Genomic DNA, 16,104 nt, shown 5'->3' on the forward strand with positions numbered 1-16,104 from the left:
AACATGCAACCGTAGGCGCGCAGGCCCCTGCGCCGCCACGGTGGCTCAGAGGCTGGTCTTGACCGCGGTTTCCACCTGCGCCGGCGACTGGAAGCCGGGCAGGCGTGCCACCTCGCTGCCATCGCGGTACAGCGCCAGGGTCGGGGTCTGGCGCAGGCCCAGGCCGCGGAAGAACTCCTCGCCCACCACTTCCAGCTTGACCTTCAACAAGGCCACGCCCTCGGCGGCCTCGCTGTTGGCGAACTTGTCCAGCGACATGTCGAGCATGCGGCAGCCGGGGCAGTTGTCCTTGTAGAAATCCACCAACGCGCGCGGATGCGCGGCCAGGGTGGCAGTGTAGTGCTCAGGCGACGTGACGGTAATGGTGTGCATCGTGGGGATCGTGTTGGCATTGGGCCAGGACCTCGTCGGTCCAGGCGGCGATGGCCTGCGCGTCGCGCACGCCGTGGGGCATCTGTTCGATGGTCAAACGCGGAAACGGGCTGGCGAAGAACTGTGCGATGCGATGCACTGCACCGCAAAAATAGTCCTCGCCCCACTGCGTTTCGCCGGTGCCGAACACCGCCACCCGCGGCGGCTTGCCCAGCGTTTCGACCAATTCGACGATGAAACGTTTCATCTCTGCCGGCGTGCGGCCACCGTTGTCGGTCCAGCTACCGAGCAAAAACAGCTCGTACTGCCCGGGCGCATGCGGCACCTGCTCCAGCCGCTGCACGTCGGTCTCCAGCCAGGTCACCGTGTGCCCGGCCGCTTCGCAGCGCAGTGCGACACTGCGCGCGACATCACGCGTATTGCCGCTCAACGAGGCCAGTGCGAGCAGGATGTTCATGGGGCAGGGATTCGGGAATGGAGAATGGGGAATCGGAAGAGCGCGGTATTGCCTGCTTTTGCCATTCCCGATTCCCTATTCCCGATTACTCACAGATCGTCGAAGCCGTTATCGGAATTGGTCTTCTTGTACGACGCATTGCGCATCTCGAAGAAGTCGGTCTTGGTTTCGGTGAAGTTGTCGGCGTAGGCCTTGATCCACGGCATCACGTTGTCGTTGGCGCCTTCGTACAGCTTCTCGATGCCGAGCATGCCGGCCATCTTGTTGGCGCGGTACTTCACGTAGCGGATCATCTCGTCCACGTCGATGCCGTCGATGCCGTCCAGCACTTCGGCGGTCCACTGGGTTTCCAGGTCGATCGCGTGCTCGAAGGCCTTGTGCACGTAGTCGGTGAGCTGGTCGCCCTGCAGCGCCTGGTTCTCGCCGATGATGGCGCGAATCAGCTCGCTGATGAACTTGGAATGGGCCAGCTCATCGCGGTTGATGAAGCTGATGATCTTGCCGGTACCGGTCATGCGGTTCTGGCGGACCAGATTGTAGAAATACGCAAAGCCGGAATAGAAGTTGATGCCTTCCAGGATCGAGGACTGGATCAGCGCGCGGATCAGCGTTTCGGCCGTCTTGTCGCGCATGAAGTCTTCGTAGGCGCCCATGATCGGCGCATTGCGCTTGATGATGGTCGGATGCGTGCGCGCGATCTCGAACACGCGGTTCTGGTCGGCCAGGCCGGTGATCGAGGCCAGCACGTAGCTATAGCTCTCGTTATGGATCACTTCCTGCTGGCCGATGATCGCGGCATTGGCATGCGCGGCCGGGTCGGTGATGTATTCGGCGACGTTGTAGATGAAGCGCGTCTGCGGCGAATCCAGCGTGGCCAGCAGGCCGATGATCGAGTCGTAGGCATTCTTCTCGCGCGCCGACAGCTCGTTGTACTGGCGCGCGTCGCCCTTCATGTCCACCTCGTCGGGGATCCAGAAGTTGGTCGACAGCTCCTTGTAGGCCCGATAGAAGGACGGGTACGGGATGTCGTTCCAGTTGAGGATGCCGGAGGTTTCGCCATTGATGATGGCGGTGGAGCGGTTGGGGTGACGCGGCTCCAGGATCTTGATGCGCTCAAGCGGTGTTGCGGACATGGGTCTCTACTCGTGTTTCAGGCGTCGCGCGCGCGTGCAGCGGGGACGACGGCAGCAATCATTCTGGAAGAAAGCCCCCTGCGTGAGGGGGCGCGCCGAAGGCGCGGGGTGTGGGAGCTGGTGAAGCAGGGTCCACGGTTCGCAACGCGAACCGTGGAAGCGAAGCGCGAATGCGCTTCGCTACTGCATGCGCTTTAGCTCGAACACCATTCGCACTCGCTGATATCGATATCGTTGGAACGCACGTAGTACGTGGTCTTCAAGCCTTCGCGCCAGGCGGTCATGTGCAGGTCCAGCAAGGTGCTGGCACGGATGGTGCTGGGCACGTAGAAGTTGAAGCTGATCGACTGGTCGACGTGGCGCTGGCGACGCGCGTTCTGGCGCACGCTGGCGAACTGGTCGACCTTGTAGGCACCCTTTTCGTAATACGGCCAGGTTTCCAGCGACAGGCCCGGAGCGGCGACCGGACGGCGGAAGTCCTTCTTTTCTTCGTAGTAGAACGCGCTGTAGATCGGGTCGATCGAGGCGGTGGAACCGGCGATCTGCGCGGTGCTCATGTTCGGCGCAACCGCCAGCATCCAGGCATTGCGCACGCCATTGACGGCCACCTGCGCGGCCAGCTCCAGCCACTGCGGGCTGTTGTAGTCGCGCGCACGGAAGTACTCGCCGGTGTGCCAGTCGCTGCCGCGGAACACGCTGTAGGTGCCCTTTTCCTTGGCCAGCTCCATGCTCGCCTGGACGGTCAGGTAGTTGATGCGCTCGTACAGCTCGTCGCTGTAGTCCTCGGCTTCCTTGGCATTCCAGTGGATGGACTTCTGCGCCAGCAGATGGTGCCAGCCGAAGGTGCCCAGGCCGATGGCGCGGTACTTCTGGTTGGTGATGGTGGCCTGCGGCACGGGCAGCTGATTCAGGTCGATCACGTTGTCGAGCATGCGCACCTGGATCGGGATCAACCGCTCCAGCACGTCGGCGCCCAGCAGGTCGGCCTGGTCTGCCTGCACGGTGATCGCGCGGCCCAGGTTGATCGAGGACAGGTTGCACACGACGAAGTCACCGGCCTTCTTGGTGGTGACGATCTGATTGCCGCTGATGATCTCCTGCATCATCCGCGTCGGGCTCATGTTCTGCAGAATCTCGGTGCACAGGTTGGACGAATAGACCATGCCCTCGTGCTTGTTCGGGTTCTTGCGATTGACTTCGTCGCGGTAGAACATGAACGGATTGCCGGTTTCCAGCTGGCTGACCATGATCCGCTTGAAGATCTCGATCGCCTTGACCGTCTTGCGGGTGATGCGCTCGTCGGCAACCACTTCCTCGTACTTGCGACGGAAGCTGCTGTTGGCGTCGCCCTTCTTCTCGTCGTAGAAGTCCTGCAGGTACCAGCCCTTGATCCGCTTCACTTCGTGCGGATCGAACAGATACCAGTCGCCGCGACGCTCGACCGCTTCCATGAACAGGTCAGGGATGCACACCGAGGTGAACACGTCATGCGCGCGCAGGCGCTGGTCGCCGTTGTTCAGGCGCAGATCCAGGAACGCCTCGATGTCGCGGTGGAAGATGTCCAGATAGACCGCGATGGCGCCCTTGCGCTGGCCCAGCTGATCCACCGACACGGCGGTGTTGTTGAGCTGCTTGATCCACGGCACCACGCCGCCGGAGGAATTGGACACGCCGCGGATCGCCGAACCGGACGAACGCACATAGCCCAGGTACGCGCCCACGCCGCCGCCGTGCTTGGACACGCGCGCCACGTCGGTGTTGGAGTCGTAGATGCCCTGCAGGCTGTCGTCGACGGTGTCGATGAAGCAGCTCGACAGCTGGCCGCCGACCTTGCCGGCATTGGCCAGGGTCGGGGTGGCCACGGTCATGTACAGGTTGGACAGCGCCCAGTAGGCCTCGCCCACCAGCTGCATGCGGCGCTCGCGGCTGCCCTTGCCGTTGCCGATCTCGTCCTGCATCAGGTACAGCGCAATGGTCAGCCAACGCTCCTGCGGCAGCTCGAACACGCCGCGCGAATTGTCGGTGGCCAGGTAGCGCGTAGCCAGCAGGTACAGGCCGTTGTAGGCGAACAGCTTGTCGCGCTCGGGCTCGATCATCTTGCCGGCTTCGATCAGTTCGTCCTTGGAGTAGCGGCGCAGGATGTCGTTGGAATAGACATTGCGGTCGGCCAGGCTCTCCTGCAGGCCGACGAACGAGCCGTACTTCTGGCTGGCGTCGTAGAAGCGGTTGCGGCTGGCGCGCTTGTACAGGCGGCGCAGGTACAGACGCGCGGCAAAGTGCTCCCACTCCGGGGTGGTCAGATCGACGCGGGCCTCGGCCTCGCGGATCAGATGGTCGACCAGGTCGTCGGCGTTGACGCTGTCCTTGCGATCGACGAAGCCGAACACCGAGCGCTTGTAGTCGGACACGTCCAGCTGCGGGAATTCGGCATGGATCTGGTCGATGGCGCGCTCCAGGCGCTCCGGCTCGAACGGGATCCGGCGGTTGCCGGCTTCCTTGGTGATCCAGGTGGCGACGGCTTGTTCTTCGATGGTCTGTGCGTGCATTGCAATGGCTTGGCGGGGAGGCGGCACGATGTCCGACGGGTCGGTCAATTCCGGCGCGCCGCAACCGGGCGCGCTGACACCGGCGGGAACGCTGGTGGGTGTTGCGGTACCGGCGGCGATCGCGGCAAGGGTGTCGTTGGTGGTCATGCGTCCTCCATGCGTAGGCACACGAACCCGGCTGGGGGACGGGTTGCGGCCGGTTCCGGACTCCCTGGACAGCGATGGCGGTGCGCAACGACCAGCACGCAGGACACGGGGTCCGCGGCGGCATCGCCTCACCAGCCATCTCCTTACCGGAGATTCCACGGCCGCCACCGCGCGGTGTGCTGTCGCGCAGTGGTCGGTGGCGAAACAACAGCGGCGCAACGAGACCACGCCGCCTGCTCCAGGCGAGGCCCGGATGGCTGTGATCGTTCATCGCTGCCGCCGCGGAGAGGCGTTTGATTGGCAACCTGCTGCAAATCATGCTCTCACTGGTCCGGACGCCTTGGGGCGACCAACCACCGACTCCCCCAAGATAGTGGGGTCACCCGGAGGGGTCAACACCAAATGTAGGAAATTCCCGAAAACCCTTACAGCACAAAGCACTGTCTGACGAACGGTCGGCAAGAGGCTGGGAACCCGTCCAATTGGACTGCGCAGTCAAGGCCCAAACCGGCATTTCCATCGACCCGTTGGGTCCGGTTGGGTTGGCTGCGACACGCATCGATGCTGAAGCCGGTCAGTTGGCCGTGACCGCCTCAAGCGGCACCGCACGCCTGGCGGGCCGCTCCGCCGGCACGCCCAAGCTGGGGAAGCAAACTCGCCACTGCCGAATCCAGGTGTGCGCTGCCGCTCTCTCTATTGGGCGTTGCGGTAGAGGGCCCTGCAGCAAGGACTCGCAGCGTCGAGGGCGCGGTGCCCTCACCGCACCAGACAGTTGGTCGGCTGCTTTATTAAAACCATGCACACCGACCGTCTCGACTGGCTCTTGCCCGCTCACCGTCGCGGGACCTTGAGCGGCATGGATGCCGCGCCAGAGCCTACATGGACGTACTTGCGGCGTGTCCTGCGATGGTGGGCGGGCAAGGGCCCTGCAGCAAACTCGCAGTGTCGAGGGCGCGGCGCCCTCACCGCACCAGACAATTGGTCGGCTGCTTTATTGAAAACCATGCACACCGACCATCTCGACTGGTCCTTGCCCGCCCACCGTCGCGGGACCTTGAGCGGCATGGATGCCGCGCCAGAGCCTACACGGACGTACTTGCGGCGTGTCCTGCGATGGTGGGCGGGCAAGGGCCTTGCAGCCAAGCCACAGACCTAACGGCGCCCGCCCGTCCGTCAGCAGCGTCCACCCGATGACCGCGAAGACGCTTTGCGAGCCGCTCTCAAGTGAACCGCCTGACGCCTTTAGCGCGGCCAATGCGCGGGATCAGATCTCGGTCGGGCCGATATGGTGGCGCTTGCGGTAGCGGATCGAGGACCACACCGAGGCGGCGATGAAGGCCACGCCGATCAGGCCGGTCAGCACTTCCGGTACGTGGTACACGGTGCCGACCAGCATGATGATCGCCAGCACGCCGATCGCGTAATGGGCGCCGTGCTCCAGGAACACGAACTCGTCCAGGGTGCCCTTGTGCACCAGGTAGACCGTCATCGAGCGCACGAACATCGCGCCGATCGCCAGGCCCAGCATGATGATGACCACATCGCGGGTGATCGCGAACGCGCCGATCACCCCGTCGAACGAGAACGAGGCGTCCAGCACTTCCAGGTACAGGAAGGCGGCAATGCCAGAGCGCTTGGCCGGGCCCATGCCGTCCTCGCCCTCTTCGGCCTCGAACAGCGCGTCCACGCTGCCGACCAGCAGGTACAGCAGGATGCCGCCCAGGCCGGCGAACAGCACGCTCTGGAAGATGGCGTCAGGCAGGAACAGCTTGGTGCCCAGCAAGACCGACACTGCCACGATCACCGACATCGCATCGGCCTTGCCCAGCTTGCCGACCAGCCGCTCCACCGGGCCGAGCCAGTGCAGCTTGCGCTCCTGGTCGAACAGGAAGTTCAGGAACACCAGCAGCAGGAACATGCCGCCGAAGGCGGCGATGGACGGGTAGTTGTCGGTCAGCACCTGGCTGTAGCGGTCCGGCTCCTTCAGCGCCATCTGCATCACCGGCACCAGGCCCATGCCGGTGGCCACCGACACGATCACGATCGGGAACACCAGGCGCATGCCGAACACCGCGATCAGGATGCCGACGGTGAGGAACAGCTTCTGCCAGAACGCGTTCATGTGCTTGAGCACGCCGGCGTTGACCACCGCGTTGTCGAACGACAACGACACCTCCAGCACGCTCAGCACCAGGCATAGCCACAGGGCCTGCCAAATGCCCATCGCGGAGGTATGACCCCACCAGGCAGCCAGGCCCAGGCAGATCGCTGTGACCAAGAACGACATTCTGAAATCGCGAAACATTGACACTCCCAGGCGGGCCAAGACGACAGCCGGAGCAACGGGCCGGGGCGGGGCCCGGCAGATCCGGCATGCGGTGAGGGGGGGGGACCGCGGCGTGACCCAAGGTCAGGCCGGGCGTGGCTCGCCCATTATAGGGAGTGTCACCGCCATCAGGGTTGCATCGTCCGGATCCGGGCGGACCCCGAAGCCCAGGCTCTGGCACATCGCCAGCATGGTGCGGTTCTCGCGCAGCACCTGGCCTTCGATCTGCTTCAGGCCCAGCCAGCGCGCGTACTCGATCATGATGCGCATCAGCTGCCAGCCGATGCCATGGCCCTTGAGGTCGGAGCGGATCAGGATGCCGTACTCGCCACGCTCGTAGTCGGCGTCGGCATGCAGCCGCACCGCGCCGAGCATGTCGCCGGTCTTCGGGTCGATGGCCACCAGCGCAATCGAGCGCGCGTAGTCGAGCTGGGTCAGCCGGGCGATGAATTCGTGGCTGAAATGCTTGACCGACTGGAAGAAGCGCAGCCGCAGGTCTTCGTCGGTGACCCGCGCGAAGAACGCGCGGAACAAGGCGTCGTCCTCCGGGCGCACCGGACGCACCAGCGCATGCGTGCCATCGCCCAGCCCGATCTGGCGCTCCCACTCCTTCGGATACGGGAAGATCGCAAAGCGCGGATGGCCGCGCCCCTTGTGCAGCTTGCGCGCCGGCGCCACCGCCACGCGCGCGTCCAGCGCGATCACGCCATCGCGGTCGGCCAGCAACGGGTTGATGTCCAGCTCGGTGATTTCCGGGATGTCGGCGGCCAGCTGCGCCAGCTTGACCAGCACCAGCGCCACCGCGCGCTCGTCGGCCGCCGGCACGTCGCGGTAGGCCTTGAGGATGCGCGAGACCCGCGTGCGCCCGATCAGCTCGTGGGCCAGGCGCAGGTCCAGCGGCGGCAACGCCAGCTCGCGGTCGTTGATCACTTCCACCGCGGTGCCGCCACGGCCGAACACGATGGCCGGGCCGAACACCGGGTCGTCGGCGATGCCGGCGATCAGTTCACGCGCCTTCGGCCGCAGCACGGTGGGCTGCACGATCACCCCCTCGATCACCGCATCCGGCAGCGCAGCGCGCGCCCGCGCCAGGATGCCGGCCGCCGCCTCGCGCACCGCCGCCACGCTGGACAGGTTCAGGCGCACGCCATCCACATCGGACTTGTGCGCGATGTCGCTGGACAGCACCTTCAAGGTCACCGTGCGGCCGACGGCCAACAGCGGGTCGGCCAGCAAGGCGGCCTCGTTGGCGGTGGCGGCCACCTGCAGCGGCACGATCGGGATGCCGTAGGCGGCCAGCAGGCGGTTGGTGGCGACCGGGTCCAGCCAGCGCCGGCCGGCCGCCAGGGCGTCGTCGACCACGGTGCGGGCGATGGCCGCATCCACCACGAAATCTTCCGGCAGGCTGGGCGGGGTCTCCATCAACGCCGCCTGCGCCTCGCGATAGCGCACCAGGTGGGTGAAGCCGCGCACCGCGTCCGATTCGGTCGCATAGGTGGGCACGCGCGCGGCGTTGAGCGCGGCAATCGCCGCATCGTCCTGGCCCAGCCATACCGCGAACACCGGCTTTTCGCGCTGGTAGCGGTTGCGTTGGTCCAGCGCGCGGGTCAGCGCCTTGGCCGCATCGGCCGAGGAGGTGAACGCGGTCGGCACGTTGACCACCAGCAGCGCGTCGTTCTCCGGGTCGTCCAGCAAGGCTTCGATCGCCGCGGCATACCGCGGCCCGTCGGCATCGACGATGATGTCCACCGGATTGCTGCGCGACCAGCCTTGCGGCAACGACTGATCCAGCCGCTCCAGCGTCTTGGCCGACAGCTCGGCCAGGGTGCCGCCGCGCAGCACCAGCTGGTCCACCGCCAGCTGCCCCACCCCGCCGCCATTGCTGAGGATGGCCAGCCGCCGGCCGGGAAAACTGCCGAGCCGGCCCAGCGTCTCGGCGGCGGCAAACAATTCGTCCAGCGCGCCCACCCGCAACAGGCCGGCACGCGCGAATGCGGCGCCATACACCGCATCCGAGCCGGCCAGCGCCTGCGCATGCGTATCGGCATTGGGATTGATGCGGAACTGGCGCCCCGACTTGACCACCACCACCGGCTTGGCGCGCGCGGCGGCGCGGGCGGCCGACATGAACTTGCGCGCATCGCCGATGCGTTCGACATACAGCAGGATCGCGCGGGTGCGGTAGTCGGTGGCGAAGTAGTCGAGCAGGTCGCCGAAATCCACATCCAGCGTGTCGCCCAGCGACACCACCGCCGAGAACCCCACCGAGCGCGCCACGCCCCATTCCACCAGCGCGGCGGCAATCGCGCTGGATTCGGAGATCAATGCCAGGTCGCCGGCCTGCGGACAATGCGCGGCGATGCTGGCATTGAGCCGCGCATGCGGGGCGATCACGCCCAGGCAGTGCGGGCCGAGGATGCGCATGCCCTTGGCGCGCGCGGCCGCTTCCATCCGCGCGGCCGGCGAGCCGGGGCCGCTGCCCAGCCCGGCGGTGAGGATGATCGCCGCAGCCACCCCGCGCCGCGCGGCGATGGAGACGATGCGCGGCACGATGCGCGCCGGCGCGGTGATCACCACCAGGTCCGGCACCCACGGCAGATCGGTCAGTCGCGCCACCGTGCGCACGCCGTCGATCTCGGTATAGCGCGGGCTCACCCAGCCGATCTGCCCGGGAAACCCGGCCGCGCGCAGATTGCGCACCACCGCCCGCCCGGCCGAGCGATCGCGCGGGCTGCCGCCGACCACCGCCACGGTGGTGGGACGAAAGACCTGCTGCAGGTGGTAGGTACTCATGGCGAAGAGACGGCGGGGAAAGCGGACACGGTACACGTCGGCCCGAGCGCACGTCATCGATCCCGCGCTGGAGAAGCGCGACGCAGCGCCTGTTATTGTTGTGAACGATTCGCATTTTCGTTAATATCGTGTGGTCAGCCAGCTTCCTGCGCCGCCCCGCGCCCTGCCGCCAGCGACCCACTCGGAACAGGGCCCCCCATGAAACTGCTGACCTTGTCGGCGCTGCTGCTCGCTGCCTCCGCCTCTGCGCACACCCCTTACCTGGCACCCAACACCTTCACGCCCCAACCGGGCCAGACGGTGACCCTGGACGCGGCCTTCGCCGAGACCTTCTTCGTCCCGGAGGCGGCCTTCGACCAGAGCCACTTCCGCATCACCGGGCCCGACGGCCGCGATGTCGCGCCGGCCCGGGTGCAGGCGCTCGACACCCGCACCGTGGTCGAACACACCCTGGGCAAGCAGCCCGGCACCTACCGGGTCAGCACCGGCCTGCGCGTGGGCGCGCAATTCCGCACCTGGGAGCTGGATGGCAAACGGCAGACCGTGCGCGACCCGAACGTGCCCATGCCCAAGGGCGCCACGCTGCTCGCCAGCTTCCAGTCGCGCACCCTGGCCGACACCTATCTGAGCGTCGGCAAGCCCGATCGCACCGCGCTGGCGCCGCGCAACCGTGGCCTGGAACTGGTGCCGGTCTCCCATCCCAACGACCTGTATGTCGGCGAGCGCTTCGTCTTTACGGTGCAGTACGACGGCGTGCCGCTGCCCGGGCAGACCGTGGACATCAGCGAAGCGGTCTGGACTTCCGACCGTACCCCGACGCTGGTCAGCCTGACCACCGACGCGGCCGGCCGCGTCACGATGAAGCTTGACCGCGCCGGCACCTGGCTGGCGCTGTCCCGCCACCGCACCCCGGCCCCGGCCGACGCCCCGGTGCGCGAGTACAGCAACAGCACCACGCTCACCTTCCAGGTGCTGGAGCCGTAGCGCCGCGCAACCGCTGCGGCGGTTGCATGCCCCACTGGCCCGACTTCACCGGCGCGGTGTCTCCGCCCGGCGTACCGACACGCCTGCAGGCCCAGCCAGCGCCACGGCCCGCCACCGTTTCCCCCCTCAAGAGGCAATCCATGAACACTGGCTCCCTAGCCGGCGCGTGCCTGTGCGCGCTGCTGCTTCCCGCAACCGCACTCGCCCAGTCCGGGCCGCGCCCGCTGCTCGGCGGTCACGGCAACAACGTGCAGGCCTTCATCACCCAGCATGACGACGACCGCGACGGCCGCATCACCGCCGCCGACTTCGCCGCCTTTCGCCGCGCCCGCTTCGACGCCACCGACCGCAACCACGACGGCAGCGTCGACGAGGACGAATACGTGGCCGAATTCCGCCAGCGTCGCCAGCAGGCGCTGGAGCAGGAACGCAGCGCGCAGGCCGCGCACGGCAGGCAGCGCTTTGCCGCACTCGATGCCGATGGCGACGGGCAGGTGTCGCGCGCCGAATTCGACGCCGCCGGTGCGCAGGACTGGGCGCGCGGCCAGGCGGCGCTGACGGCGGCGGGCAAGGCGCCCCCTGGCGACAGGACACAGGCCTTCGATCGCGACGGCGGCCGCCCCGGCATGCCCGATAGCCAGGCGGCCGAGGGCTTCCTGGCGCTGTACGACGAGAACGGCGACGGCAAGGTGGGCCGCAAGGAATACGCCGACCTGCGCGCGGCGCAGTTCGCCAGCGCCGACGGCGACCGCAACGCGGCGCTGTCGCCGGACGAGTACCGGGTGGAGTTCGAAGACCGCCTCAACCGTCGCCTCACCGCGCTCGAGCAGGCCGACGACCGCCAGGTGCATGTGCGTTTCAAGGTGCTCGACACCGACAAGGACCAGCGCATGACCTTCGCCGAATATCAGGCGTCGGGGCTCCGCACCTTCGCCCGCGTCGACCGCAACCACGATGGCGTGGTCGATGCCAGCGATGCCGCGCTGCCGCCGCCGGCGCCTGCGACCGCGCCGGCCACCACGCCGGCCCGGGCCGACTGACCTGCCGCGCGGGCCCTGGCGCCCGCGCCCCCTGGCCCGCCGCTGGCGGGCCCACCCAGCTACGCGACTGCGGTGTTCTGCCGCTTGCAGCCAGGTCCGCGCCGTCCGGCGCTCCTTCCTCCTCCTGACTGTGGACTCCACGATGACCTCGACACCGACCCTGCTGGCCCTGGCGATCGCCACCGGCCTGGCCTTCCCGCTGCATGCCGAACAGGCACCGGCCGACGCCACCACCTTCGACCCGGTCGAAGTGAAGGCCGCGCGCGACAAGCGCGCCTCCGGCAACCAGAACGTCACCACCCTCGACACCGCGCAACTGCAGCAGGAACAGGCCGAGAGCATGGAGGACCTGGTGCGCTACATCCCCGGCGTGAGCATCGCCGACATGGGCCGCTTCGGCGAGAACGGCTTCAACATCCGCGGCCTGGAAGGCGACCGGGTGGCGATGACCATCGACGGCCTGTCGATGGCCGAGGGCGTGGAGACCGCGCGCGACTACGAGTTCTTCCGCGCCGGCCGCGGCGGCGTGGACGTCGATTCGCTCAAGCGGGTGGACATCGTCAAGGGCGCCGATTCCATCAGTGCCGGCAGCGGCGCGCTCGGTGGTGCGGTGGTATTCACCACCAAGGACCCCTACGACTACCTCAAGGCCCAGGGCAACGACAGCCATGTCGGCCTGAAGACCGGCTACACCGGCCACAACGACCAATGGCTGGGCAACCTCACCGTCGCCAACCGCAGCGGCATCGTCGAATCGATGCTGAGCTACACCCGCCGCGAGGGCCACGAGTCCGAGGGCTGGTATTCCAGCACCGGGATCGACACCGGCAGCGCGCGGCGCACGCCCGACCCGATCGACAACGAAAGCGACAACGTGCTGGCCAAACTCGACGTGGTGCCGAACGCACAGCACCGCTTCGGCGTGGTGTACGAGCGCAACCGCGCGCAGAACCGGGTCGACAATCTCAGCCGCGTCAGCGCGCCCAGCTACGCCGAACGCGTTGGCGACGACAGCAACGACCGTGACCGCTACGGCCTGCGCTACCTCTGGAATGCCGACAACGCCCTGTTCGACACCCTGCAGGCGCAGCTGGACCGCCAGCAGACCGACAGCCGTGGCACCACCCGCATCCTGACCCAGAGCGGCAGCTCGAGCACGCCGGCCACCGCCGCCACCACGCGCTGCACGGTGGCGCTGCCGTGCCGCCGGGCCGAAGATCGCGACACCGAGCAGACCCTGGACCGCATCGCGGTCGACTTCGACAAGCAGCTGCATGGCAACGGCTGGTCGCAGGCGCTGCTGTACGGGGCGGCCTGGCAGCGCCGCAGCATCGACTACAGCGCGATCGACTACCGCTGGAACAATGCCGGCACGCTGGACACCGCCACCATCGATCCGGCGCAGGTGCCCAAGACCGATGCCGACAGCTGGAACGTGTACCTGCGCGATCGCATCGGCCTGCTCGACGACCGCCTGCAGCTGACCCTGGGTGCGCGCTACGACCACTATCGCTACGCGCCGACGCTGTCGCCCACCTTCGTCGACAGCACCGGCACGGTGCGCGAGGTGACGTTCTCCTCGCCCACCTGGCAGGCCGGCATCAGCTATGCCTTCACCCCGCAGCAGACGCTGTGGTTCCAGGCCGGGCGCGGCTTCCGTGCCCCGACCACGGCCGAGATGTATGCCCCGACCAGCATCACCGCGCTGACCCGGGTGGACACCGGCGCCACCGTCAACGTGCCCACCGTGGCCGCCAATCCCGCGCTGGAGGCCGAGCGCAGCCTCAACCTGGAACTGGGCTGGCGCTGGGAGAGCGACTGGGCGCGCGTGGGCCTGTCGGTGTTCCGCGACCGCTACGACGACTTCATCCAGAGCGAGACCGTCACCACCGATGCCGGCACGCTCTACCAGACCTGTACCCGCGGCGTGTGCACCACGCGCAACGGCTACGCCTACACCACGCTGCGCAATGTCGGCCAGGTCCAGGTCAAGGGCGTGGAACTGGATGCGCAGTTCAGGCTCGGCGATGCCTGGCTGCTGCGCGCGGCATGGACCCACAACCAGGGCGAGCTGGAAGACGGCCGCCCGCTGGACAGCATCAATCCGGATCGCGGCGTGCTCGGCCTGAGCTGGCAGGGCCTGGACGAGCGCCTGCGTGTCACCGCCAACATCACCCATGCGCTGGCCAAGAAAGCCAAGGACGTCAACGTCGAGAACGACATCTTCGGCGCTGCGGCCGAGCCATTCCTCAGCGATGCCTACAGCGTGGTCGACCTGTTCGGCAGCTACCGTTTCAACGCGCACGTGCGCGTCAATCTCGGCGTCTACAACCTGTTCGACGAGCGTTACTACCAGTGGGCGCGCATCCGCAATGTCACCCGCGGCGATTTCTATCTGTACGGCTATGCCACCGATGACGGCATCGGCCGCTACAGCGAACCGGGCCGAAACCTGCGCGCCACGCTGTATGTGACCTTCTGAGGCGCGATCGCCGCTGCGCCTCGCTGCACGGTGGGCCGTGCAGCGAGGCAGGCTGGACCACCGGTCCGGCCTGGTCCGGCACCGGCCGCGGAGTGCCGAGTGCCGAGACGCAGCGTCAACGACCGGGCGAGGTGCCGCGTTGCGTGCGGCTTCTCGACCGGAGCATGGCGGGGCGCAATTGTTCGCGCGCCCCGCGCACTGCCCGCCGCGCTACAACAAGGTGCCGCTGAGGATCGCGGCGGCAATGCTGAAATAGATCACCAGGCCGGTGACGTCCACCAGGGTCGCCACGAACGGCGCCGAGGCGCTGGCCGGGTCGAAGCCGAGCCGTTGCAGCACGAACGGCAGCATCGAGCCGGACAGCGAGCCGAAGGTGACGATACCGATCAGCGCCGCACCGATGGTCAGCGCCACCATCTGCCAGTGCGGGCCGTAGTCGTACAGGCCGGCGGTCTGCCAGAGGGTGATGCGCACGATCGCCAGGATGCCCAGGATGGCGCCCAGGGTGAGCCCGGTGGGCAGTTCGCGCAGCGCCACCTTCCACCAGTCGCCCAGGCGCAGTTCGCGCAGTGCCAGCGAGCGGATCAGCAGCGAGGTGGCCTGCGAGCCGGAGTTGCCGCCCGAGCTCATGATCAACGGAATGAACAGGGTCAGCACCACCGCCTTGGACAGCTCGTCCTCGAAGTGCTGCATCGCGCTGGCGGTGAGCATTTCGCCCAGGAACAGCACGCTCAGCCAACCGGCGCGCTTCTTGATCATCTGGCCGAAGCCGATCTGCATGTAGGGCTTGTCCAGCGCCTCCATGCCGCCGAACTTGTGCACGTCCTCGGTGGATTCGGCGATCAGCGCGTCCAGCACATCGTCCACGGTGACGATGCCCAGCACATGGCCGTGCGCATCCACCACCGGGATCGCCAGCAGGTCATGGCGGCGGATCAGCCGGGCGACTTCTTCCTGGTCCAGCGCCGGGTCCACCGTGACCGGCGGGTTGACCTGTGCCACCTCCAGGATCGGCGCATCCGGCGCGCCGGTGATCAGCCGGCGCATGGTGACCACCTGGGTCAGCACGCGGGTGTGCGGGTCGAGCAGGTAGATCGCATAGACCGTCTCGCGGCTGCGCTCCACCTCGCGGATGTGCTGCAGGGTGCGGCCCACGGTCCAGTCGGCCGGCACCGCCACGAACTCGGTGGTCATCAGCGCGCCGGCGGTATTGGGCGGGTAGCGCATCAAGGCCTGGATCGACAGCCGCGCCTCGGCACTGAGCAGCCACAGCAACCCCTGGCGCTGCTCGGCATCCAGGCCATGGAAGATGTCGGTGGCGCGGTCGTCGGCCATCTGCCCGAGCAGGGAGGCGGCCTGCTCGGCCGGCAGTTGCGCGACCAGGGCGCTGGCGTCGTGCAGCTCGGGTTGTTCGAGCACCTTCACCGCACGCGGCGGCGGCAGCGCGGCCAGCACATGGGCGGCATCGTCGCGGTCGAGGGTGTTGAGGTATTCCACCGCATCGGCCGTATTGAAGTCGGCCATGGGTGCGATCAAGGCATCGACGCCTTGGGCAAGGCGCAGGGTTTCGTTGTACATGGGGTTCGCCTGGTGACGACCGTCGTCGATGACAGCCGGCGAACCTGAAGCCTCAGGCGCGCGCCAACTGGGTCATCGACCCGGGTCTAGGGTGACTGTCGCTGGACATGAGAGAGGGCTCCGAGAGTGCGTACCGACCGGTGATCCGGGCGGCGGCGCGGCGCAGTCTGCGCGCCTGGGCTGGCGTGGTCAATGCCCTGCGTGGGCGGCGCTCAGCGCGCGTCCAGCCGCCGGTGCACGGCATGG

Annotated in this window: 10 protein-coding genes; 3 read left to right on the plus strand and 7 right to left on the minus strand. The window is 67.3% G+C overall.

The annotated features are described in order from the left end of the window. Positions 1 to 45: 45 nt before the first annotated feature. From H7A87_RS19300 to H7A87_RS19325, 6 genes are all read right to left on the minus strand, one after another. Positions 46 to 372 carry a thioredoxin family protein gene (locus tag H7A87_RS19300; protein ID WP_119129833.1) on the minus strand — a complete coding sequence of 109 codons (327 nt, stop codon included), beginning with the start codon at positions 370 to 372 and terminating at the stop codon, positions 46 to 48. Beyond that, positions 344 to 829, minus strand: coding sequence for a flavodoxin (locus H7A87_RS19305; protein WP_119129834.1), 486 nt, complete (start codon positions 827 to 829; stop codon positions 344 to 346). The genes H7A87_RS19300 and H7A87_RS19305 overlap by 29 nt, the downstream gene beginning before the upstream one ends. 89 nt (positions 830 to 918) lie before the next feature. Then, complete coding sequence (locus tag H7A87_RS19310) at positions 919 to 1,962, minus strand: ribonucleotide-diphosphate reductase subunit beta (RefSeq protein WP_024940691.1); 1,044 nt, start codon at positions 1,960 to 1,962, stop codon at positions 919 to 921. Positions 1,963 to 2,156: 194 nt separating this feature from the next. After that, positions 2,157 to 4,655, minus strand: coding sequence for a ribonucleoside-diphosphate reductase subunit alpha (locus H7A87_RS19315; protein ID WP_119129836.1), 2,499 nt, complete (start codon positions 4,653 to 4,655; stop codon positions 2,157 to 2,159). Between the two features lie 1,264 nt (positions 4,656 to 5,919). Next, the gene (locus tag H7A87_RS19320; RefSeq protein ID WP_104534912.1) at positions 5,920 to 6,960 is read right to left on the minus strand and encodes a DUF475 domain-containing protein; all 1,041 of its coding nucleotides are present in this window, start codon (positions 6,958 to 6,960) and stop codon (positions 5,920 to 5,922) included. A gap of 105 nt (positions 6,961 to 7,065) precedes the next feature. Then, positions 7,066 to 9,774, minus strand: a complete 2,709-nt coding sequence (locus H7A87_RS19325; RefSeq protein WP_104584156.1) for a bifunctional acetate--CoA ligase family protein/GNAT family N-acetyltransferase — start codon at positions 9,772 to 9,774, stop codon at positions 7,066 to 7,068. A gap of 198 nt (positions 9,775 to 9,972) precedes the next feature. On the opposite strand from H7A87_RS19325, the gene H7A87_RS19330 reads away from it, so the two are divergent. The 3 genes from H7A87_RS19330 to H7A87_RS19340 all read left to right on the plus strand — a co-directional run bounded on the left by H7A87_RS19330 (position 9,973) and on the right by H7A87_RS19340 (position 14,280). Continuing rightward, a complete protein-coding gene (locus H7A87_RS19330; protein ID WP_119129837.1) occupies positions 9,973 to 10,758 on the plus strand; it encodes a DUF4198 domain-containing protein in 786 nt (261 codons plus the stop codon). Between the two features lie 140 nt (positions 10,759 to 10,898). Further along, a complete protein-coding gene (locus tag H7A87_RS19335; RefSeq protein WP_119129838.1) occupies positions 10,899 to 11,798 on the plus strand; it encodes an EF-hand domain-containing protein in 900 nt (299 codons plus the stop codon). Positions 11,799 to 11,940: 142 nt separating this feature from the next. Next, a complete protein-coding gene (locus H7A87_RS19340) occupies positions 11,941 to 14,280 on the plus strand; it encodes a TonB-dependent hemoglobin/transferrin/lactoferrin family receptor (RefSeq protein WP_119129839.1) in 2,340 nt (779 codons plus the stop codon). Between the two features lie 210 nt (positions 14,281 to 14,490). On the opposite strand, the gene mgtE is transcribed toward H7A87_RS19340, so the two are convergent. After that, positions 14,491 to 15,858, minus strand: coding sequence for a magnesium transporter (gene mgtE, locus H7A87_RS19345; protein WP_119129840.1), 1,368 nt, complete (start codon positions 15,856 to 15,858; stop codon positions 14,491 to 14,493). Positions 15,859 to 16,104: the final 246 nt, after the last annotated feature.

The sequence above is a fragment of the Xanthomonas sp. CPBF 426 genome (assembly GCF_903989465.1).
Classification (GTDB): domain Bacteria; phylum Pseudomonadota; class Gammaproteobacteria; order Xanthomonadales; family Xanthomonadaceae; genus Xanthomonas; species Xanthomonas euroxanthea.